The 20,665-nt window shown below is 46.1% G+C and carries 21 protein-coding genes; 11 read left to right on the top strand and 10 right to left on the bottom strand.

Features of this window, described 5'->3' with window-relative positions:
* From arsB to MKQ68_RS18965, 7 genes are all read right to left on the bottom strand, one after another.
* Entirely contained in the window at window positions 1-1,152 is a 1,152-nt protein-coding gene (gene arsB, locus MKQ68_RS18990; protein WP_285892318.1) for an ACR3 family arsenite efflux transporter, read from the bottom strand.
* A complete protein-coding gene (locus MKQ68_RS18985) occupies window positions 1,103-1,942 on the bottom strand; it encodes an arsenite methyltransferase (protein WP_264280481.1) in 840 nt (279 codons plus the stop codon). The genes arsB and MKQ68_RS18985 overlap by 50 nt, the downstream gene beginning before the upstream one ends.
* 60 nt (window positions 1,943-2,002) lie before the next feature.
* The gene (locus MKQ68_RS18980) at window positions 2,003-2,335 is read right to left on the bottom strand and encodes an ArsR/SmtB family transcription factor (protein ID WP_244844137.1); all 333 of its coding nucleotides are present in this window, start codon (window positions 2,333-2,335) and stop codon (window positions 2,003-2,005) included.
* 260 nt (window positions 2,336-2,595) lie between these two features.
* Window positions 2,596-4,539: a heavy metal translocating P-type ATPase gene (locus MKQ68_RS18975; protein WP_264280480.1), complete on the bottom strand. Its 1,944-nt coding sequence runs from the start codon at window positions 4,537-4,539 to the stop codon at window positions 2,596-2,598.
* Window positions 4,540-4,557: 18 nt separating this feature from the next.
* The gene (locus tag MKQ68_RS18970) at window positions 4,558-6,738 is read right to left on the bottom strand and encodes a TonB-dependent receptor (protein ID WP_264280479.1); all 2,181 of its coding nucleotides are present in this window, start codon (window positions 6,736-6,738) and stop codon (window positions 4,558-4,560) included.
* A gap of 55 nt (window positions 6,739-6,793) precedes the next feature.
* Window positions 6,794-7,072, bottom strand: coding sequence for a hypothetical protein (locus tag MKQ68_RS25960; protein WP_432803749.1), 279 nt, complete (start codon window positions 7,070-7,072; stop codon window positions 6,794-6,796).
* A 508-nt stretch (window positions 7,073-7,580) separates the two neighbouring features.
* On the bottom strand, window positions 7,581-8,762 hold the full coding sequence (locus MKQ68_RS18965; protein WP_264280478.1) for an IS110 family RNA-guided transposase: 1,182 nt from the start codon (window positions 8,760-8,762) through the stop codon (window positions 7,581-7,583).
* 418 nt (window positions 8,763-9,180) lie between these two features.
* On the opposite strand from MKQ68_RS18965, the gene MKQ68_RS18960 reads away from it, so the two are divergent.
* The gene (locus MKQ68_RS18960; RefSeq protein ID WP_244844112.1) at window positions 9,181-9,636 is read left to right on the top strand and encodes a hypothetical protein; all 456 of its coding nucleotides are present in this window, start codon (window positions 9,181-9,183) and stop codon (window positions 9,634-9,636) included.
* 49 nt (window positions 9,637-9,685) lie between these two features.
* Complete coding sequence (locus MKQ68_RS18955; protein WP_244844111.1) at window positions 9,686-10,189, top strand: hypothetical protein; 504 nt, start codon at window positions 9,686-9,688, stop codon at window positions 10,187-10,189.
* A 47-nt stretch (window positions 10,190-10,236) separates the two neighbouring features.
* On the opposite strand, the gene MKQ68_RS18950 is transcribed toward MKQ68_RS18955, so the two are convergent.
* From MKQ68_RS18950 to MKQ68_RS18940, 3 genes are all read right to left on the bottom strand, one after another.
* Window positions 10,237-10,671 carry a hypothetical protein gene (locus tag MKQ68_RS18950; protein WP_244844109.1) on the bottom strand — a complete coding sequence of 145 codons (435 nt, stop codon included), beginning with the start codon at window positions 10,669-10,671 and terminating at the stop codon, window positions 10,237-10,239.
* A gap of 88 nt (window positions 10,672-10,759) precedes the next feature.
* A complete protein-coding gene (locus MKQ68_RS18945; RefSeq protein ID WP_264280477.1) occupies window positions 10,760-11,338 on the bottom strand; it encodes a hypothetical protein in 579 nt (192 codons plus the stop codon).
* A gap of 113 nt (window positions 11,339-11,451) precedes the next feature.
* Window positions 11,452-12,159 carry a response regulator transcription factor gene (locus tag MKQ68_RS18940; protein WP_264280476.1) on the bottom strand — a complete coding sequence of 236 codons (708 nt, stop codon included), beginning with the start codon at window positions 12,157-12,159 and terminating at the stop codon, window positions 11,452-11,454.
* 290 nt (window positions 12,160-12,449) lie between these two features.
* On the opposite strand from MKQ68_RS18940, the gene MKQ68_RS18935 reads away from it, so the two are divergent.
* The 9 genes from MKQ68_RS18935 to MKQ68_RS18895 all read left to right on the top strand — a co-directional run bounded on the left by MKQ68_RS18935 (window position 12,450) and on the right by MKQ68_RS18895 (window position 20,651).
* The gene (locus tag MKQ68_RS18935; RefSeq protein WP_264280475.1) at window positions 12,450-13,031 is read left to right on the top strand and encodes a Crp/Fnr family transcriptional regulator; all 582 of its coding nucleotides are present in this window, start codon (window positions 12,450-12,452) and stop codon (window positions 13,029-13,031) included.
* Between the two features lie 302 nt (window positions 13,032-13,333).
* Window positions 13,334-14,527, top strand: coding sequence for a hypothetical protein (locus tag MKQ68_RS18930; RefSeq protein ID WP_244844098.1), 1,194 nt, complete (start codon window positions 13,334-13,336; stop codon window positions 14,525-14,527).
* A 90-nt stretch (window positions 14,528-14,617) separates the two neighbouring features.
* Entirely contained in the window at window positions 14,618-15,574 is a 957-nt protein-coding gene (locus tag MKQ68_RS18925) for a hypothetical protein (protein WP_244844096.1), read from the top strand.
* 371 nt (window positions 15,575-15,945) lie between these two features.
* A complete protein-coding gene (locus MKQ68_RS18920; protein ID WP_264280474.1) occupies window positions 15,946-16,389 on the top strand; it encodes a hypothetical protein in 444 nt (147 codons plus the stop codon).
* Window positions 16,390-16,705: 316 nt separating this feature from the next.
* The gene (locus MKQ68_RS18915) at window positions 16,706-17,029 is read left to right on the top strand and encodes a DUF4134 domain-containing protein (RefSeq protein ID WP_264280473.1); all 324 of its coding nucleotides are present in this window, start codon (window positions 16,706-16,708) and stop codon (window positions 17,027-17,029) included.
* Between the two features lie 144 nt (window positions 17,030-17,173).
* A complete protein-coding gene (locus tag MKQ68_RS18910) occupies window positions 17,174-18,517 on the top strand; it encodes a hypothetical protein (protein ID WP_264280472.1) in 1,344 nt (447 codons plus the stop codon).
* A 13-nt stretch (window positions 18,518-18,530) separates the two neighbouring features.
* Window positions 18,531-19,316, top strand: a complete 786-nt coding sequence (locus MKQ68_RS18905) for a hypothetical protein (protein ID WP_264280471.1) — start codon at window positions 18,531-18,533, stop codon at window positions 19,314-19,316.
* A 187-nt stretch (window positions 19,317-19,503) separates the two neighbouring features.
* Window positions 19,504-19,830 (top strand): DUF4133 domain-containing protein, encoded by a 327-nt coding sequence (locus MKQ68_RS18900; protein WP_264280470.1) that lies wholly within the window; start codon window positions 19,504-19,506, stop codon window positions 19,828-19,830.
* A gap of 35 nt (window positions 19,831-19,865) precedes the next feature.
* A complete protein-coding gene (locus MKQ68_RS18895; protein ID WP_264280469.1) occupies window positions 19,866-20,651 on the top strand; it encodes a hypothetical protein in 786 nt (261 codons plus the stop codon).
* Window positions 20,652-20,665: the final 14 nt, after the last annotated feature.

Here is a 20,665-nt window from a genome sequence, read left to right as displayed (position 1 = left end):
TTAAGATTGTGCTATGGTTGTAGGATAATATTTTTTACGGAGCCAGAAAGCAAGGTTGACCAGGGCGATAAGTGCAGGTACTTCTACAAGTGGCCCGATCACTCCAACGAATGCCTGCCCGGAGTTGATACCAAACACGCCTATGGCAACTGCAATGGCCAGCTCAAAGTTGTTTCCGGCAGCTGTAAAGGCAATGGATGCGCTTTTGGAATAATCGGCTCCCATGCGCTTACCAGCAAAGAAGCTGACCAGGAACATGATGGCAAAGTAGATGACCAGCGGCAGTGCAATGCGCAGCACGTCCAAAGGTATTTGCACGATCAGTTCACCCTTCAGGCTGAACATGACCACGATGGTGAATAACAAAGCAATCAGGGTAATGGGAGAAATAAAGGGAACGTACTTCTGCTGGAACCAATCTTCACCCATAATGCGGGTCAGTGCGTAGCGGCTAATCACGCCGGCAGCGAAGGGAATGCCCAGGTAGATGCCGACACTTTTGGCGATCTCCCCGATGGTGATATTTACATCCAGTCCCTGTACGCCAAAGAGCGGCGGCAGCACGGTGATGAAAACGTAAGCGTAGACACTATACAGCAATACCTGAAAAATGCTGTTCAGGGCGATCAGCCCGGCTGCATACTCCCGGTTGCCTTCTGCCAGTTCGTTCCATACGACCACCATTGCAATACAGCGCGCAAGGCCAATAAGGATCAGGCCCACCATGTATTCAGGATAGCCCTTCATGAAAATGATGGCCAGGGCAAACATCAGTATCGGGCCAACAATCCAGTTTAAAAACAATGAAGTACCCAACACTTTTGTGTTGCGGAATACCTCGCCCATTTTCTCATACCTGACTTTCGCCAGTGGTGGGTACATCATCAGGATCAGACCGACTGCTAGTGGCACGTTGGTCGTGCCGCTGGAAAAACTATTGATAAAACCAGCGGATGAAGGGACGAAATAACCGATACCGACCCCGATAGCCATCGCCAGGAAGATCCATAGGGTGAGGTAACGGTCTAAAAAGCTGAGCTTTTTTCGCTCGTGCGCCGGAGCGCAGTTGTTTGCTGACATATATTCTTTCTGTAAATGAGGATTAACTGCAACATCCCGGAGGGCAACAAGACTCCGCAGGCTTTTCAGCATAAACTGTCACGCTGAATATACCCGTACTTCCAGTTTTGAAATCAGCAATACCCTGCTCATTCAAATAGTTCTTTAAAATATCGTCAGGTATGATGATGGCTTTTTCCTTCTGTACCATCATCCCATTAAAACCATTGGCTTCGATCAGGCGCAGGTACTCGTCTTTCTGAATCGCACCAGCTACGCAACCGGCATACATTTCAGCGGCTGAACGCAGCGCCTCCGGCAATTCGCCAACCAATACCACATCAGAAATACTGAAATGACCGCCGGGCTTCAATACACGGAATATTTCTTTAATGACCGCATCCTTATTGGGCACCAGGTTCAATACACAATTGCTAACGATCACATCGGCCACATTCGCGGTAACGGGCATGTGTTCAATATCTCCCTGGCGAAACTCTACATTGTGAAAAGCCAGCTTTTCCGCATTCATACGGGCTTTCTCGATCATGGCCGGAGTAAAGTCAATACCGATCACCTTACCCGTTTCCCCGGTTTCTGCGCGGGCAATAAAGGCATCATTACCGGCACCGCTGCCCAGGTCAATCACTACATCGCCTTTTTTGATAGCCGCAAATTGAGTAGGCAGGCCGCAACCTAAGCCTAAATCAGCATCTGCGTTGTAACCTTCCATCTTTGTATAATCATCACTCATGATGTTATATACTTCGGTGGAACATCCACCAGCGCCACAACAAGAGGCCGCATTGGTATCCTTGTCCTGTAAAGCGATCTCGCTGTACTTCTGTTTTACCAGTTCTTTGAGTTGTTCTTCGGTTTGCATAACGTTTGTTGTTTTATCGTACTTTTGCAATATTGCGATTGATTATGGCAAAAAAATAGATCAGCAGCATTTAGCCCCTTCCAGGTCTACTTCTTTAAAGAAGCTGCTGAACAGGCTGTGGTATTGGTTCCAGACTTTAGGATCAATGCAGTAACATACACTCACCCCTTCAATGTTACCCTGAATGATGCCTGCATTCTTTAGTTCCTTTAAGTGTTGTGAGGTAGTGGCCTGAGCCAATCCCAGCTCTTCTACCAGATCACCACAGACACAGGCGTTCTTCTTCACCAAATATTGCAGGATGGCGATACGTGCTGGATGCGCTATTGCTTTAGCCATCGCTGCCATATCGTTCTGTTCTTTGGTAAATAATGTAGTCTTGGTTGCGCCCATCGTTGCTGTTATTTATATCGCAATATTACGATAATGATTTGGGGTATCCAAATTTTTGAGAAAAAAGCAAATGGAACGGCCTTAAGGCGATCATGGGCTTGTGTATAGCAATCCGGTAACAAGAAAGCCGGATCATACAGGCATTGCTTGGTAGATAAACAGCAGACGATCTCTTTTTTTGAAACGTCTGCACCAATAGGCGGTCCAGCCGGAACACGCCATGATGTAAAAAAAGCCGGGCATAAAACCCGGCTCCCGTATTAACTCCATTTCATTCTTTGTATGCGCACCGCATTGAGTATTGCCAGTAGTGCAACACCCACGTCTGCAATCACCGCTTCCCAAAGGTTGGCAATACCACCAGCACCAAGGGAAAGTACAATTACCTTTACGACCATTGCCAGTATGATGTTCTGCCAGACTATCTGTTTGGTAATCCTGCCCACCCGTATAGCTGTTGTGATCTTAGAGGGCTGGTCATTCTGAATGACCACTTCAGCCGTTTCAATGGTCGCATCACTTCCCAGTCCACCCATTGCGATACCGACATCGGCCAGCGCAATCACTGGGGCATCATTTACACCATCACCAACAAAGGCGATACGGCGGCCTTCATCTTTCAGCTTTTGCACCTGTTCTACCTTGCCTTCAGGCAACAAATCACCGAAGGCTTTATCGATGCCCAACAGCCCTGCTACTTTATTCACTACAGCACTTTTATCGCCGGAAAGCATGACGGTCTGAATGTGCTGCTGATGCAGTTGCTGTATTGCCTGTTTCGCATCTTCCTTAAGCTCATCGGCAATCGTGATATATCCGGCATATTTGCCTTGTATAGCGATCAGCACAACGGTATCCACCAGCTCATCAATTTCAGCGGGATAGGTGATACCGAACTTATTCAGCAGCTTTACATTTCCTGCCAGCATTGTTTTGCCTTCTACGGTCCCTTTTAGCCCATTACCTGCAATTTCCTGCACATCGGTTGCTTTCAGTTCCTGAGCCTGATCCCCGGCGTATGCTACTATTGCTTTGGCGATGGGATGGCTGGAATTTGTTTCCATTGCTGCTGCAAACCTGATCAGTTCCCGCTGCTCTAAACCAGCGGTCACAATCTGCTGCACCTTAAAAACGCCCTTTGTTAAGGTGCCTGTTTTGTCCATTACCACCGTATCGATGCCAGTCATCACGTCCAGAAAATTGGAACCTTTAAACAGGATGCCATTTCGGGAAGCCAAACCAATGCCGCCAAAATAACCCAAGGGAATAGACACCACCAGGGCGCAGGGGCAACTGATCACCAGAAAGACCAGGGCACGGTAGAACCATTGCTGAAAGTTATAATCCACTGTAAAGAAATAGGGAGCGAAGCAGACCAGTACAGCAAGAGCAAAGACAATCGGGGTATAGACTTTCGCAAATCGGCTGATGAAAAGCTGTGTCTGGGATTTACGTGCGGTCGCATCCTGTACCATTTCCAGTATTTTACTCAGCTTACTGTCGGTAAACAATGATCTCACCTCTATTTCCGACACGTGATCCAGGTTGATCATGCCGGCCAATACAATTTCACCTTTTCTTTTGGTATCCGGCTTGCTTTCCCCGGTAAGCGCGGCAGTATTGAATACCGAGGTTTCGGACAGCAACTTCCCATCGAGGGCCACTTTCTCCCCGGCCTTTAACCGAATTACATCACCGATGGCGGCCTGCCTTGGATCGATCACCTGTGTAACGCCTTCCCGTAATATGGTCACCTCGTCCGGCCTGATGTCCAGCAGTGCCTTGATACTTCGTTTGGCCCTGTTTACCGCTGCATCCTGGAACCATTCGCCTATTGAATAGAAGACCATTACCGCCACGCCTTCGCTGTAGGAGCCGATACAAAAAGCACCAATAGTAGCTACGCTCATTAGGAAGAATTCATTGAAGAAATCCAGCCGCATTGCTTTGCGAAAGGCCATAGCGAGCACATTGTATCCGGCCAGCAGATAGGCAATGGCATAAATTGTCAGGTTAAATGGGAATGGCGGCTGGTAACTGAAACCAAATTCAAGTACCAGCATTCCAAGTAAGATCAGCAATGCTGAAAGCAGCGGCCAATGACTGAGCCAGCCTTCATTGTTATCCTGATCCTCTTGCTTATCTTTCTGCGGGGCAGCAGGAACTTTGTTTCCGCTGTCTGGACCGCAACATGCCTCACTCATCATTTACAGTTTAAAAGGTTAAAACTTTAGCTTGATTCCGCCATTCACTACAAAACCATCCACAGGGGCATAAATATCCCTAAATACGGGGCTGGTAATGGGTCCCGAATAGATCGGGCTGAATTTGGTCTGACGGGTATTGGTATAGTTTTCAAAGTTGACGAAAACAGAGAACCTTTCCCATATGCGCTCTGCCATCAAACCAGCTGTCCAATAGCTTTTACCGGTGCTGCCATCGTTGAGTTGCTGAGGGCTGAAATAATAGGCTTCGGCACCCACTTTCCATTGTTCTTCGATCTCATACATAAGCACATTGTTGAGCCTGTGTTTGGACACTAGCGGATAAGTCGTTGTCGTACTGCCGGTATGCTGGTTAACATCCGCATAGGTATAACCCACAAACAACTTGAAATCACCATAGGTCAGCTTGACATTGGTTTCCATCCCTTTAGTGTCGAAATTCCCATTTGGCTGGAGGTATTGGTAATTGCCACCCGGAGCCTGAGTAAGCAGTACCGGATTGTTGATCCGGGTATAAAAGAACATATGGTTGATACTAAAGCCAACCTTATCGTCAAACAGGGAGGTGCGGTAATTGATGTCATAATTTGCACCATAAGACCGTTCTGCCCTGGTACCTGCTACATCCAGTGGCAACACACCACGGAACTGAATACGTTCAGCATCTTCGGTAAATACAGTAGGTGCTTTATAACCCAGGCCGCCACCCAGGCGGGTAGAAAAATGCTGGTTGATCTTCCATAAGGCAGAGATCCTGGGCAGAAAGAAGAACCCGAACTCATTGTGGTAATCTCCCCTGATGCCCGATTCAATGCTGATTTTCTCTGTGGCATTCCAGGTGCTTAATGCAAAGGCACCGACAGTCGTGTAATTGTAATCCCGTGCAGCAGTACCCGTTAACTTGTCCTCTGTAAATTTATCGGTCAGCAAATTGGCACCAATTACCCAGTCGGCCTTTTCTCCGTTGCGGGAGTAGTTGGCTTCGGTGTAAGTGGATACCTGCTTACCTGCAAACTGATAGGAAGGCAGGGCGATGGTACGGTCATAATAGCTGACACTATTCTTAAACACCAGTTTTGACTGATCACCGAGCTTGTGCTCTAGGTCTAGCTGGCTACTGTAACGGCCAGTTTTGTTTTCCTCAAAATAAGAATGATCTGAGCTTCCGTTGCCTTTGATGTATTCCAGGTCACCCCCGATACGTTTTTCTACGGTTGCGTTGATACCGGCGATCAGTGTGGTGTTGTCATTGAAATACAGGAACAGCTTAGGGTTCAGCGTGAAACGGTCAAACTTAGGAATAGCGGTCAGGCCAATGTCTGCCGGATCGTAGGCAGTACCGTGATTGTAGGCAGCATAGACGGTGGTTCCTACCCTTTTAAATTTCTGGGCATAGAAGCCGCTGGCGTCCAGTCCCAAAGCAGAAGTACCATTGAGCAGGAAGTTTAGCTGACGCTGCTCAGTAGGTTTTTTAGATACCAGATTCACCAGGCCAGCGATGGCTCCACCACCATAGAGGGTGGAAGAAGAACCTTTGATTACCTCCACCTGCTGTAAGTCCAATGGAGCGATTTGTAAAAGGCCCAACCCACCGGAGAAACCGGAATATAAGGGGAAGCCGTCCCGGATCACCTGGGTGTATTTACCGTCAAGGCCCTGGATACGGATAGCAGAGTTTCCGCTGGTGGCAGAGGTCTGCTGGGTCTGGATGCCCGTACTTTCAGCGAGCATCATGCGGATGTCCCCCGGCTTCATGTTGCCCTTCTCGTCAAGTTCTTCACCGGCGATTACTTCCACACGAGTTGGAATATTGGCAATGGTTCGGCTGCTTCGGGTGGAAGAAATAACCACTTCCTCCAGGTCCTCATCCTCTTCGGCTTCAAGAGTAACCGCTAGCGGGCTTACTAGGCTAAGTGGAAAAACGAGGGTATCCCTGCGACTGGCATAACCCATAAAACGGAATTCGATGACCTGTTTCCCGGATGGTATATTATTGAGGACAACAGTTCCGGTAGTATCAGCAGAGGCCCCGATGGCCGTTCCCAATACCTGAACTGAAGCGCCGGGTAAAGGGCTGTTTGTTTTGCCATCTTTAATGGTGGCCTTAAAAGTATTGTTCTGGGAATATGCAATAGCAGTATAAAGCAGTGCTGCCAGCAGCACAGTCAATTTTTTCATTATAAAGATTAATTTAAGTTAAACATAAAATAGGCCACGTATGGCCGTAAAGTGTTTAACCTATCCTGGGCGGTTGCCAGATTGATGCAGGAAGTCCCTGAAGTGCAGACTGAAGATAAAGGCTAAATTGTTCAGATGGCTCACAGGCGAGGTAACCGGAAGGATACACCAGGGGCGCAGCCAATACAAAGCCCACACAGGTCCCACAAGTATAGAAAGGAGAACAATGACCGCAACAGTCGTCCCCCTGCTCATGATGTCCGGATTTTTCAGAAACACCTTGATTTTGTTGGTGCTCGGTTGTAAACGCTGATTCTATTGCACAGCATGGCATTACTGAAAGTGTCAGTACCATGATGGAAAGTATAAGTGCAAAAAATCTCACATCACAAAGTTAATCATTTCATGAATCATTTGCCAACAGATATTAGTCCGTGCTATTCAGTAGGGCAATCAGCTTAAGGAGTGTCCGCGGGATTATGTACAGTTAGGCTTTCCAATCATTCCTGTTCAAGTTACCTTCTAAACTGCATTTTTTGAGCCACCCGACTCCACAAGGATCATCGCTGAGTAGCCCAAGACTTCCCTTCAATGCAGAATTTAGTGGCCTGAAGCAATCTCATCTTTTCTGCCAGATTACCACAGACACAGGCTTTCTTCTTCACCAAGTATTGCAGTATGGTAATGCGGGCGGATGGGCTATAGCGTAGCCATCGTTACCATATCGTTCTGCTTTTTGGTAAATAATGTTGTCTGGGTTGCGCCCATTGTAATCGTTACTTATATTGCGATAGTGATTTGGGGCATCCAAATTTTTCTGAAAAATACGCTCAGAATACCTTTTAAGTTATTTGAACGCGTTGACTGTCCTGCGTGTAGCAATCTGCAACCATAAATATCGGATCGTACGCACAATGCTTCTTCCAAAGAAAGTATACCATGCTTAATAGTTTCTTCTGTACAGCCACGTATCCTTTCATTTTAATCCGGGTACGTTCATAAACCCTGATGTATAGGTTTCGGAATTGCGGCTGATCTTCACGGACAGCACAAAGAGCAGGCATGTGCAGCACTCTACGAATCCTGGAATTACCCTTTTTAGAAATCTTCGTTTTTCCGATATGTGCGCCTGATTGGTTCTCTATCACATCATATCCGGCATAGCTGATCAAGGCACCTACCTTTTTGAACAATGCAAAACCATTGGTTTCTGCTACAATCACGGCAAAAGAAAGTGTGCTCAGTCCTTTGATACGGGTGATGTTTTTGTGGTGCTGATCCAGGATGGGATCTGATGATATAAGATCTGTCATTGCCTTCTCCATTTCTTTGAGCTGCTTTTTAATCAGCGCTAGGGTTCCTTTGAGTTGTTTGACTACAAGCGGGCTTTGAAACTGGCTGTGTTGTATGGCATGAAGCTGGTTGTTGGTGATCGTATGCAATTCGTTTAATGCCTGGTGCCTCCTGGTACAGTCCCGTAAAACCAACAGGTTTTTGGAGGGCGGCGTCCACACTTCCAGTTTTCGTTCCGCGCCTATCTTCGCGAGTCCTTTGGCATCAATGGTGTCGTTTTTCGATTTTAACCCTGCTGCCTTCAACCAACTCTTAGCCTTGTTGGGCAGCAGAATACTTACTGTTTTATCATTGTGATGCAAGAACCAGGCAAACTGTTCATGATAAACACCGGTAGCTTCCATCACATAATTTACAGGGAGTGTTTCCTTGATGTGTTTGTCGGCCCAGGCAAGCAGGCTTTTAAAGCCCGATGTAGAGTTGGGGAACTTGTGGGTTGCCTTTACCTGCACCTCCTGCTCTTCGTTGATGGTAGATAAACAGCAGACGATCTCTTTTTTTGACACGTCCGCACCAATGGTGTACTTTAGGTTTTTCATTTCATAATAAGTTAGTTTCAGATGCCCTCCCTGCGGTCTTTGCTCATTCAATACATAATCAGGTACGGAACCTGTTATTCGGTACTGTTCAGACTTTAAGAAAGCAAAAAAAGGAGGTTGAGCCTTTCTCATCAACATCGTTAATTTACGTGTACTGCCCGGCCTCGAATTGCCTCCTTTTTCTGAATGTTTGAAAAAATTAAACATTTGCCATCAAATCAAAAAAGGAGGATCAGCCTTTCTCGTCAACATCGTGAAATTACGTGTACTGCCCGCAATCGATTTACCTCCTTTTTTTCATGAAACGAAGATATGAGCGCGGCCGCACCCAGCGGATCGCCGAAAAATGATGCTGTTTTTAAAATCTTAAGTGCATTGGGTATGGGTAACTCGGGGTAAGAGATGGTCAGTACAAGGCCAAGACTGATATTGAAGTATATTTCTTAGGAATATAGTCTGTAGAAATCAATTGATCGAGTCGCTTGCTGAGGAATATTCGTTAATTTAGGCACTCGTGTCGTGGTGTATCAGGGGATTATAAATTCATGTTATGGACAATAACCAGATAGCTATTAAAATCAATGCGAAGAAAGATGAGCACTATGTATTGCATTTGTGCGATCAGGTACTAGGTTTTGCTGCTTGTCGGCAGTATAATAAATTTGAATTTTTAAAGGGAGATCCTGACAAGAAGGGCAGGTGTCGCAAGCTACCCGTTGATGGATACTATCCTCAACTAGGCCTGGTCATTGAGTACCGTGAACGACAGCATTTCGAACCTGTAGCTTTTTTTGATAAACCTGGGCGACTAACCAACAGCGGTGTGAATCGGGCGGAGCAGCGTAAAATATACGATGAGCGGCGCAGATTATCTTTGCCCGCAAATGGAATCAGGCTATTGGAGATATCGTACAAAGATTTTAGTTATAACGGTGCCAAGCGCATTGTAAGAAACCTTGAAAAGGATATGGAAAGAGTACGGTATCTTCTAGATTCATTCATATAGTTCAATTGCTTAATTCCGCCATGATTCACCAACTAAAGGCCCCCAGTTTATGACGCTTCAAGAGATGATTTTGATTGATGAGATTGTCCTGCAAACAAAAATTGCGAAACGGGCCGCAGAACGCTTGCTGGCAACTCACGACCATTCTGATCCTGTCGAAACATGGTGCTCCATTCAGTCAATCCTTGGGGCTACCGGTAATATCTCCAAAATCCTTTGGCCAACAAAACAGAAGTATAAGGAACGAGGAGAAAAACTAAGGAAGTTGCTTAGCGTTGGGGATGACAACCCTCTTTCAAGTCGTAAGTTCCGCAACCATTTTGAACACTATGATGAACGGGTAGAAGAATGGTTCGAGAATAGCGTCAGTGCGGTGTATGTTGATCGGGCGATGAACCCTTCTTTAATGGCTCCAAGGTTTTTTAACGGGAAAAGTAACGTACACAGAGGTTATAATTCTTATGATCATACCCTTGTATTTCGCGGAGAAATCTTGGACTTGACTGAATTGATGGAGGCACTGGATACGCTACTCACGAATTGCAGGCTATAAAAATTGGCGACAAGTCAGGAATGGCGGTCGTAGGATCGCGTTAGTATTCATCCTCTTGTCGAAAGTAGAATCCACCCAAAGATTACAAGGACAAGTACCGTAGACCAAATTGACAAAAGCGAAAATAGGTTTGTATTATTCTGAATCGCTCCATACTCTTTAATTTCTTCCAGTGTTAACTTGGTAATGTTAGCTTGAAGTCGCGCTCTTTTTAACATTCGATAATCGACATATAATAACAAAATGGAATTAAGCGCTGGAACTACCAGGCTCCAGCTGGGAACATCATTCCGGATTGCTATCAGTGCAAAGTAGGCCGCAATTAAGAGGTTATTAAGGCTAAATACTTTATCGTGTATACGATCAAAGTATTTTTGGGTATCCGCGATACCATTCTCTTCAGTCCTTTCAAATCGGAGGTCCATTTCTTTTTGTTCCTGTTCAGTCATTATTCCAAGTTCTCGAGATTCTTCGTCAGTCATTGTTAAATTATGTAAATCTGAAGATAAGTTACAAATAATGCATTGATTTTACCGAGTAGGCGGTAACAAAATAGCTGGTCTTTGTTGCTCATTTTCTATGCGTCGCGTTCCCCCCAAAATCCTGTTCCGGTTTTTCAATTAGTTTCCAGGCGTTGCCCTGATATTGAAAATATACTTTCTTCGTTTCTGGCTTTGTAAATTCCCTGGTTGGCGCCATTGCAGTGAAGGGAGTGTGGTCGCGGTAGCTGACCTGGTACTGAGCGACAATGCTGCCGGCCTTCGGCTCATCCAAAATAGCGATTGCTTTCTCTGGGTCGGTTTCGGCGATGTAGGCGGTAACTGCGTGCACGCGCTGCTGGCCTTCTGGGAGGCTGCTGTCTACCATGAGGTAGGAGCGACCCTTCTCCGTGAGGCTGACCTGGTGAGCGCCTTCGGGTATGACTTCGCCTTCAGGTACGATGTTGAGTAGGCCGGAAGTATCCAGGCCATTCAGCTGTACCAGCCTGTGCAGTTCAGGATCATCCAGGTAGAGCGTGTAGCCGTACTTCGCGGGATAATGGTAAGTTTGGTTGATTAGCGTCAGGGCCTCTTCGGGTTTCAGGGATGGCGTGGTTGCGCAGGCGGAAAATAGTAAAGCGCAAAGGGCAAATTGAAGTACTTTTCTCATGTCACAATATATTTAGGTTAAACAAATCTCTCCGGGCATGTATGTACGCTGTGACGCGCTTAAAATTAACTCATATTATCCGGAAAGCCGGTGCTCAGGATATTTTGACGAGCTTAGGTTTTTACTTTTAACATGTACCCTTCGGTGGGATCGTAGTTCAGATTTACTTTGCGCTGGTTCTTGAAATATTTTCTGAGATGTGAAATGAAGACGTCCATGCTTCTTCCGGCGAAGTAGTCATCAACTCCCCATATACTAAGCAGTAACTCTGAGCGGGAAATGAATTTGTTCTGCCTTCTAGCCAAGTATTCCATTAGTACAAACTTTCTGTCGCTCAGCGAGATGGGCCTGGCTTTTCCTGGCGGGATGAGCGCCATCTGTTTGGCATCAAGCTTCCAGTCAGCCAGTTCAATAACATCGCGGGTGTCGGCGATGAGCTTTTTGGTGCGGCGCAGCCACAGCTCAATGCGTAATTCTATTTCCAATAAGTTCAGTGGTTTGCGCACATAATCATTGGCGCCGCACATTAGACCTTTGCAGACGTCATTTTCTGAAGTTAATGCGGAAATCAAAAGGATGGGGACGCGTTCGTTTTGTATTCTGATCCTGGAGGTCAGCGTCAGTCCGTCGAGTCCCTGCATACGGACATCAAAGAGACAAAGGTCAATATTGTCCGCATTTCGCTGAAAACAGGAAAAAGCTTCCAGCCCATTATCATATGTGGTGGTATCGTAACCGCGTTCAAGCAATGTCTCGGCCAGCAGGGTCGCCTGTTTGATATCATCTTCGGCCAGGAGAATTTTTCCTTTGAATATACTCATGAATTTTGGGCGCTATCGTGGGTGACTACACTTAATTGCCGGGGCTGCACGTTATGTCTTTTGCAAATTGGTATCCTAAAAATACGGAAAAATCACGACAATCCTTTGTCAGGCCGCAAATGCCCTGCATTTTCACACTCGTTTTTCCGAAAGCAGGTAGCCGCGATCGATGGTGCCGCGATGTAGTCGCGGTGATTCATAATCGCCGGAAAATTTTATATTTAGCATGCAGCGTAGGAGATAATCAATCTCATAGTAACTCCTAATTAATCGCAAAAAATTCCATCGTTATGCTCGAAATGTTTATTCAAGCGATGAACCGGGTATTGATCCAGGATGCCCAACCCCCACTGGAACAGGAAGTGATCGACCTGATTTACCAAAAGGCTGAAATTGTTCAATTTCCGCGCAAACACAAACTGGTGAAGGCCGGACGAGTGAGTGATCAAATCCTTTTTTTAAACAGCGGCATCGCCCGCAGCTACAAGTATCGTTTTGGGAAGGAGCAAACCACCTGGTTTATGCAAAAAGGTGACATGGCAATGTCTCCTAAAAGTTATATAACTGGTTTGCCGAGCGATGAGACGGTAGAGTTGCTCACTTCAGCTGAAGTGGTCATGCTTAAAAAGTTCGACCAGCAACATCTTTATGAGCAGTTTCGATCGGTAAACTACGTTGGCCGAAGGCTGATAGAAAACTATCACGTGCGGGTTATCGATCATCTTGAGCTGGTCAATCTAACCGCTCAGCAGCGTTACCAGGTGTTGCTTGAGCAAGCGCCGGAATTGCTCAGCCAGGTGCCGCTGAAATATGTAGCCAGTTTCCTGGGTATCCATGATAAGACGCTCCGGGAGGTGCGTGCTGCGAGGTGAAAAAACGAACAATTGTTCGCTCGTCGGATTTTGTTTATCACGTATTTTTGAATCGTCGATTTAGCTTATAGTTTTTATCGTTAGCGAAATTTGTTCGCCTACATCTGTAAACGGATTTTTAGGGTATTGGGCTGAAAATAGCCAGGGTAGCGCAATTGCATTTGAATAATTAAAAAATTTATTTCGATATTAGACCTGCTTGAAAGCAGATCAGGATTTTTTTTCGTTACTCTATCTAACGTTAATGCTCTTCCTTTCCTATGATGCTTATTAACTGTTAACCAGTTCTAACCATTGTTTACATGAAAAAGAGCAATTATTTATACTACTGGCATGACCAGTTAATTAATCACCAAATCAATCCGCAGGAAGCCGATCTGGCATTGCTCGGCGATGCGCAGGTAGAGGCACTGAGAGAAGAGCTGGTCGCTAAAAATCAGTGGGCGCTAAGTGAAATCAAGGAGCGCTACTTCAAAGCGCGGGAGGCTGATGAAAACAAAGAATTTATCAGAAAGCATTACGATGAGTTAGTGGGATTGATGGGGAAAGTGTACCGGCATAGCAGGGATACGGTAGCAGTAAGTGAGACGGTTGCCGATCTTTACGAATTTGTTTCGCTGAAATTAGGCCACATGCTGCAGGTGTTAGAGACCGATTATAAAACCTCTTTACCATCTGAAGTCTTGGTGCCTATTACTAGGCTGGCGCCTGCCCGCGATGAGATTGTGGCAAAAATGGACATGATTGTGCATAATCTGAGCGGTGGAAGCCATGGACATGACCCTATTTATATCGTCAGGGAGTTGCTGGATGATTTTATCAGGAAAGTAGATGTCTATGAGCCTGTTACCTTGCATGAGTTTAATTATGTAATGTATGTAGTGCGTGATGTAGAAGCATTGTCCGGACAGGATAAGCCTATGACCTCCTGTCCGCCGCTGCATGAACTTTTGATCAAATGGAACTTAAACTCAAAAACGGCCATTTCGTATTTTACTCATGGAATCGAAGAAATTATAGCAAAATCGCCAAGTGAGGATGAGGTGATGAAGTTTCTGCAATGGGAATATAAAAATCTTGGGCAAATGCCGGAAGCAAAGGGTTACATATACAATCCTGCCTATCCGAGTCTGCGTGACTATTGTAGGGACTGGGTGGCTGTAGAAATCGATTTTCGCATTCGAAATCAAGGATTCGTGCCATTGTCAGAAACCGAGAAAAGTGTGTCGTTTACAGGCGAACTGTTTAAAATAATGGTCGGATTATCATCAGATCAGATAGCATTAATCCTGCGCGGGCTGTATGATCTTCATATTTTAAGTGGCCGCTCGCTAAGCTTTGTATTTAAAACGATCGTGCCTTTTCTCTCTACCCCAAATAAGGTTGATCCATCCTGGAGTGCCATGCGCGCGAAATCTTATGACGGCGAGGAACCTGACAAACAGCTGGTGATCAGCATGCTGGAAAAATTGATTGAAAAGGTGAAGGAATATTGATTCGCAATAGCCAAGGCTAACCATGAGTGAGGCAAGATCATAATAAACGGTATATTTGCCTTCAAATCCCGTAATCCCTGGCAATTCCGTATGAAAAAGTTAATCGATCTATTTAAAGGACTCAACCGCTCTGACTGGATCGCGATCGCTGGCGTACTGATCGCACTTATTTCTATATTCATCTCTATGCGTGATAATCGCGCAGGTAGGAACTCCGACGAAGATATCGCCAGGCGATCTGGTGCATTTGACCGGGCTTTACTGTCACTATCAATTGGTGAGTTTGCCCTGCCGGTGAATGTTAAAGACACTGTTAATTTAATTTATGGCGGCGAGATGGATAATGCATCTGTCAATTTATCGGAACTGCCGATTGAGGTAACTAACCGTGGGCAAAAGGACGCGGAAAACGTCACCTTAATTCTCCAATATCCCAAACTTTCAAAGTTGGCAGTAAGGGATGTTAATGGTTTTCAGTTACTTGCCCCTTCATTTTTAGACATAAAAAGGGCTATCAGCGAATCAGAGAGCCACTTGCAAGTGAGTTATCAAATCGAAACACTTAATCCAGGATTTCACACACAGATTAATGACCTCATTACGCTACATGAAACTTCACTTGATCAATCAGTTAAGGTGGAGGATACTATTTTCAGATATCGGATGAAGTATTCTTTCCTTATTGATATGTCCATTGGTGGAAAAGATATGCTTCCGACCTCTAACGTAATTAAACTGAGCTGTATTCCTGCGAATAGTCTTGAAGAACTAGTTAGACAGGATATAAAAAATCTTGTTCGTAGGAAGAAGGGTAATTATACTGCGATCTATATATTGCCGATTCGTAAGAGACATGCAACCGAGAAAGGTAACCTAGACGAGTTTCGCGTACTTAAGCAGAACCTATACATGTTGAAGTTTCAAGACCTTACCCCTAATGAGGAAATAGCAGCCGGCCTGTACGATCATCAGGGTCGTCTCAAAAAGTTCTTCGCTTTTGACGCCATGAACAACTTAATAAATACGATTAATATGGATGAAGAATAACGTTTTGTAATTTACTCTGCTCGGCCATTCACAAGCCGGCAACAGCTAGCGATTACCCTTGTCAACCAAAGTACTAATAATTCCATATCATTATTACTGCTCCCCAATACTTATTTACGCCAAGCTTAGCTAGAATTGAAGACCCTTTGTTCTCAGCGTAAATATGGTTCAATTGCTCCTTCCTTTGGTAGTAACTTTTTTATTGCAGTTTGTTTCTTCAATTCCTTGGTTGTCAGGAGGAACAAGGGGGAGCAACATTTCTGTACCTGCAATTGTCCTTTCACGGGGTCTCGTAATCCAACAATTTTGTATTGTCAGTTCGCCGGGAGATGCAGCTGAACAGGATTGTTGAACCTAAAAAATTGTGGATTATGTTTTCTGCTTACACCTGGATGGATTACCTTAAAATTGTTTCAATCGGCGGCCTGCTGTATTACGCATTTGTTGCCCTGCGATATTATCCCAAAGAAATTGAGAACCTGTTTGGCCGAAAAAAATGGCCGCCACACGGTGTTGATTCGATACAGTCTGCCCCCGATGCCTACACGCATGCAGAAGTCGCGGTAGCTGGTAGCAATCTCAATGATGCAGAATTGCTAATGGGCGAGGCGAAAGACTTAATTACCCGTGGGCAGATTAATCAGGTTACCAAAGCTGAATTGCTACAGGGTTTACAGCAGCTTTTTTCAAGTCATTTTCAGCTGGGTAGTCCGGCGTTTCGCGGCGCTATTAACGAATTTATTGTCAGCGAATCCGAATCCAGGGGCAACGTACGATTGACCGAGGAAGAAGTGGATCTGCTGTGGACTAAATAAAATATTGACCGCACCGGATTGAAGTAGGGATGAGATGCGAGGAGAGGGATGGCGTCCGGTGCCGGTCAATTTCTGGAAAAGATAATAGGCTAACCTGGAGAGATAGCCAAAAAGATAGATGGAGGGCGTACTGCCGGGTTGGTTTGGTATGATTGGTTTTGGTGGCAGTGCCCCTTCAGATTTTCCCCGCGGCACGGCGCTATGACGCAATGGATGGGATGGTGCGCGCAAGAGGGAGGGACTCTCGCTCCCTGCCATTGGCAGGGAGACGCAGAGTCTGGATGAGGGCGAGTGTAAACTTTAAGTGAGATAGGAAATGAGGAAGAGAGTGGTAAAAGTTTGCAGGACAGCTGCGATCGCGGTTGTGTTGCTGGGAGTGAAGGTGGCAGGGTATGCACAGGATGGAAAGGCTGGTATTCAGGCAGCCAATACCCAGGTGAGGGGTTACTTTACCGATGGCACCAATTTAATGTATGCTGTGGGTGCGATTCTGGGATTGATTGGCGCAGTAAAGGTTTATCAGAAATGGAACTCCGGCGATCAGGATACCAGTAAGGTTGCAGCCGCATGGTTTGGAAGTTGCATTTTTTTAGTGGTGGTGGCAACCATCATCAGGTCATTTTTCGGAATAACAGGCTAGGTAGATGTAGGAGAGGAGGAATGGTTCCCGCTTGCGGGTTGAGGTTGATGGGTGAGATGGGACACCTGCGGCGGGGCCATTTTTTTTCTACAGCTGGTGGAAATGCACAAGTTTTTATAGCATAATTTTTTGAGGAGAGAGGATATGAGGAAGTTTGAGTTTTGCGGATGTCGAAAATCCGCCGCGCTGGCAGCAGTGATGGTTTTAACCGGTTTGTTTATCGCAGGGTTACACTCCTGTGAAAAACAAGCCCCTGCCACAGGAAACATTGATAATGAAATTTCATACGATGACCCGCTGGTCAATCAGGCTGTTGCACGCCTCCGTGCTGATCATAACGGCCAGACCTATTTGTGCCAGCTTGAACGGTCAATGGGACTAGCCAGGTGGGGCAGCGCACTTACCGGCACAAGGGGAGAAACCCTTATTTGCCTGGTTCCGCTTTCAAAAGCTAATCAACAAAAGGTGTCTGGGTTTATTGCGGTAGAATCGGATTCTGTACTTCGGATTAAACTTTTTCGAGATCAGGATGACGCTGAAAATGATGCCGCGATTGGAAAAGGTCGCGCAGCACAGCTGATTGCGATGTTCAACTATTCGCTTCACAGTAAACAGCCGGCTGATGGGGTAACGCGATTTCAAACCCGGCCGACTAGGCACCGTGGGGGAAAGGGCGCTGGAAGCGGCAGTAGTGTATCGCTACTTCTGCCGGTGACCAGTTGTTATGAATGGACTTCCTGCACCGGAAATGGCAGGGGAGAGTGTATCGGAAATATAAATCATCACACAGAGTGCCTGACAACCACGTATTGGACAGATGATTCTGATTACAGCAGTGCGGGGTCAGGAGAAGCTGGTGGCGCAAATTCGGGAAGTGGCGGTGGTGGTGGCGGTCATTCAGGCTACATTTCACCATCAGACATTTTATTGCCACCGGTAAATAAGATTAACGATCTGCTGAAGTTCTTGTCTTGCTTTAACCAGTCCAAGCCTGGCCGGCTGATCATCTACGTTGATCAACCGGAACCTGGGAGCGATAATCCCTTTACCCTGAGCAGGCTTATGGGGCATGTTTTTTTAGGGTTAGAACAGCAGTTAAACGGCGTAACGATCCGTAGGACGTTGGGCTTTGCTGCCAATGAAAAAGTCAATCCTTTTACCAAGACCACCGCACCGAGTACGATCGGCGATGACAGTAGCAGGAAGTATAACGTCAGCTTAGCGATCGAGCTGAATCCTGTGCAATTCAGCGAAGCGATTTTAAAGGCCTTGTTGCATAAGCCAACTTATGATCTGGAGAATTACAACTGTACGGACTACGCCTTGGATGTGGCAGCGGCTGCGGGGACGGTGTTGCCGCGGAGCGCAGGACAATGGTACGTTGGTTATGGAAGGAATCCAGGAAGCTTCGGACAGGATTTGCGTCAGCAGCCGGGGGTAGTGGAGCGAAGGGGCAAGTCGCCGGCAAATACGGGGTGGTGTAATTGAGTGAGGAGATGCCATGAAAGCTAAACAACTGCAACACGACGGGATTATCCTGGATGGATCGCTTTTTATCGCCGATCGCGAGCGGGAAACGCTGATCCGGTCTATGGATTCCAATACGGTGATCCCGTTTGATGCGATCCAAATTGAAAATGGAGTCGCATCGTTAACACTCAACTCGGTAAAAAAAGAGCTGGTTGATAAGGAAAGCCAGCTGCTCCTTGTCCGTTTTCCCGCTGAATTTCTATCAAAAAGTTTCAGGCCGGATGCGGACGATTTCAATGCTTTAAATGCGCTGAGTTATAAAGAAAACCGAAACGCATTGCTAGTGGATGATGCGATCGTAAGACGCTTGGAAGGTACCTTGCCACGGGTTAATATAGAGGGTAATGTATACCAGGTAGACTGGGAGAATAGGAGGCTCAGCGGAGAGGGGTTAGCAGACATCTCCATAAAAAGCAGGCTTAGTGAATCCCCGCTGGAGCTGGCGAAATCTGCATTTCATTATGACCTGGCAACACGACAGACGGTTATGCCGGATTTCCGCGCGAGTGTGATGCCGGACAATATCATTTTGGTATTTCTGCCGGACATCCGGTGGATCGATCCGATTGGTTATGCGCGTAGTACTGGTCTGGAGGATACAGCTCTTTTACCGAGGTATCCTATGCGAGGGGACACGACGATGCTAAAGTCTGTGGCGCTTGCCCAGACGAGCTTTGCAGATGTAGTTGAAGCTAACCGCAAAAAAGAGATCGAGGCAGCAAAAAAACAAGTTATCAGGCGGAGCCGCAAAAGATGATGGATGAAAATGTTGGCCATGCCTGTAAAACGAAGGATGACGGGTGTCAGGTCGCTGAGGCTGTTGTAATTGGATTTGGGCTTTCCACCCGTTCGCTCAATAAAAAACCTAACGCCGGCACGTTGCTACGTGGCATCCGGTCAATAACGCAGCGAAACAGCATGGTCAATTGATAAAAAAAGGCAAGATGAATAGTGTGTATCAAATCAATAAGGGGATCAACAGATCCATCGAATTTAAAGGCCTGAAGGCACAATACATATGGTTTATGGGCGCTGGGATAGTTGTTTTACTCATCCTGTATGCGATCATGTACTTTTTGAAATTTAATGACCTGCTGGCCATCGCAATTGTATTAAGCCTGGGAGCCGGGCTGGCTTACAAGCTGTACGAGATGAGCAATACCTATGGTGAACACGGTCTGATGAAAAAAATGGCGCGCCGGGGTGTGCCGAAAGTGGTGAAGGTGAAAAGCAGGAAGGTGTTTCTTTTTGAATCGCCCGCCAGGCGTTGATTTTAGTGGTTTTTTTATAGTGAAGGGATGCGGTGATGGAAAGAAAAATAGTGACGTTGGGAGCGGATAAATATTATGTTGATATCGAGCAGGATGCGCTAATTAAGGTAAATAATCCTACTGAAATAAGGCGGTTTTCCGAAATCGATTATACCGATGAAGGTTATATAGTGGATGGTCATCATCTACCTCATTTGGTAAGGATAGATCCGGAGGGAATGGCTGCTAAATATGGTGTTCCCATTGGTGATATTCAGGCTAAGACCGATTATGATATTATCGTAAACCATGATTTGGTCGAAAGGCGGATTCGTCTTGGCGCGCAGCCTATTCTGGACATATCAGGTCATGACTTCTTTGTCAATTTAAATGCTGGGTATTTAGAACCCAAGGGCGTATTTACCACTCGGGGTATTTCTCTTGACAATATCGACAACCAGGAAAACGGCGACGGCACGGCGCACGCGTTCTGCTATAATCCCAAAACCTTTACGGACCAGTATGTCGATGAGAGAACACTTATTGATGTTCCCAAAGACGTAGTGCTTATTGAAATCCCCTTTTTCTGGAAACTTGATCCTTATGGCTGGAGCAGGGAACACCATGTAGACTTGAAAGAGGCTTTTCGCCAGCTTCCGCCACAGGAAAAATTCGTGGCGCGAATGGTTCCATGGGAGGAGATCGGGCTGCAGGAGATTATCGATGAAAACCGCAAGAGGTTGAAGCTACCGCCGATGGACATCACCGCGAAACTTGAATCTCTACGCAAGAAGGAGGAGAAGAAATACGAGAAGACAAAGCGGAAAGGCAAACGTCCCTGAATATCGTTAGGAAT

The organism is Chitinophaga horti (assembly GCF_022867795.2).
Classification (GTDB): Bacteria; Bacteroidota; Bacteroidia; order Chitinophagales; family Chitinophagaceae; genus Chitinophaga; species Chitinophaga horti.
Note: the sequence above shows the minus strand (reverse complement) of the source record. Positions and strands in the feature narration are given on the sequence as shown.

Excerpts from the sequence above, each read along its gene's own strand:
- MKQ68_RS18940 (WP_264280476.1), bottom strand. The coding sequence starts at position 12,159 with ATGAGTATATTCAAAGGAAAAATTCTCCTGGCCGAAGATGATATCAAA.
- MKQ68_RS18965 (WP_264280478.1), bottom strand. The coding sequence starts at position 8,762 with ATGAGAAAGGCTCAACCTCCTTTTTTTGCTTTCTTAAAGTCTGAACAG.
- MKQ68_RS18980 (WP_244844137.1), bottom strand. The coding sequence starts at position 2,335 with ATGGGCGCAACCAAGACTACATTATTTACCAAAGAACAGAACGATATG.
- MKQ68_RS18910 (WP_264280472.1), top strand. The coding sequence starts at position 17,174 with ATGAGGAAGTTTGAGTTTTGCGGATGTCGAAAATCCGCCGCGCTGGCA.
- MKQ68_RS18985 (WP_264280481.1), bottom strand. The coding sequence starts at position 1,942 with ATGCAAACCGAAGAACAACTCAAAGAACTGGTAAAACAGAAGTACAGC.
- MKQ68_RS18930 (WP_244844098.1), top strand. The coding sequence starts at position 13,334 with ATGAAAAAGAGCAATTATTTATACTACTGGCATGACCAGTTAATTAAT.
- MKQ68_RS18935 (WP_264280475.1), top strand. The coding sequence starts at position 12,450 with ATGCTCGAAATGTTTATTCAAGCGATGAACCGGGTATTGATCCAGGAT.
- MKQ68_RS18905 (WP_264280471.1), top strand. The coding sequence starts at position 18,531 with ATGAAAGCTAAACAACTGCAACACGACGGGATTATCCTGGATGGATCG.
- MKQ68_RS18950 (WP_244844109.1), bottom strand. The coding sequence starts at position 10,671 with ATGACTGACGAAGAATCTCGAGAACTTGGAATAATGACTGAACAGGAA.
- MKQ68_RS18920 (WP_264280474.1), top strand. The coding sequence starts at position 15,946 with ATGTTTTCTGCTTACACCTGGATGGATTACCTTAAAATTGTTTCAATC.
- MKQ68_RS18970 (WP_264280479.1), bottom strand. The coding sequence starts at position 6,738 with ATGAAAAAATTGACTGTGCTGCTGGCAGCACTGCTTTATACTGCTATT.
- arsB (WP_285892318.1), bottom strand. The coding sequence starts at position 1,152 with ATGCTGAAAAGCCTGCGGAGTCTTGTTGCCCTCCGGGATGTTGCAGTT.
- MKQ68_RS18895 (WP_264280469.1), top strand. The coding sequence starts at position 19,866 with ATGGAAAGAAAAATAGTGACGTTGGGAGCGGATAAATATTATGTTGAT.
- MKQ68_RS18945 (WP_264280477.1), bottom strand. The coding sequence starts at position 11,338 with ATGAGAAAAGTACTTCAATTTGCCCTTTGCGCTTTACTATTTTCCGCC.
- MKQ68_RS18975 (WP_264280480.1), bottom strand. The coding sequence starts at position 4,539 with ATGAGTGAGGCATGTTGCGGTCCAGACAGCGGAAACAAAGTTCCTGCT.
- MKQ68_RS18900 (WP_264280470.1), top strand. The coding sequence starts at position 19,504 with ATGAATAGTGTGTATCAAATCAATAAGGGGATCAACAGATCCATCGAA.
- MKQ68_RS18960 (WP_244844112.1), top strand. The coding sequence starts at position 9,181 with ATGGACAATAACCAGATAGCTATTAAAATCAATGCGAAGAAAGATGAG.
- MKQ68_RS25960 (WP_432803749.1), bottom strand. The coding sequence starts at position 7,072 with ATGCCATGCTGTGCAATAGAATCAGCGTTTACAACCGAGCACCAACAA.
- MKQ68_RS18925 (WP_244844096.1), top strand. The coding sequence starts at position 14,618 with ATGAAAAAGTTAATCGATCTATTTAAAGGACTCAACCGCTCTGACTGG.
- MKQ68_RS18955 (WP_244844111.1), top strand. The coding sequence starts at position 9,686 with ATGACGCTTCAAGAGATGATTTTGATTGATGAGATTGTCCTGCAAACA.
- MKQ68_RS18915 (WP_264280473.1), top strand. The coding sequence starts at position 16,706 with ATGAGGAAGAGAGTGGTAAAAGTTTGCAGGACAGCTGCGATCGCGGTT.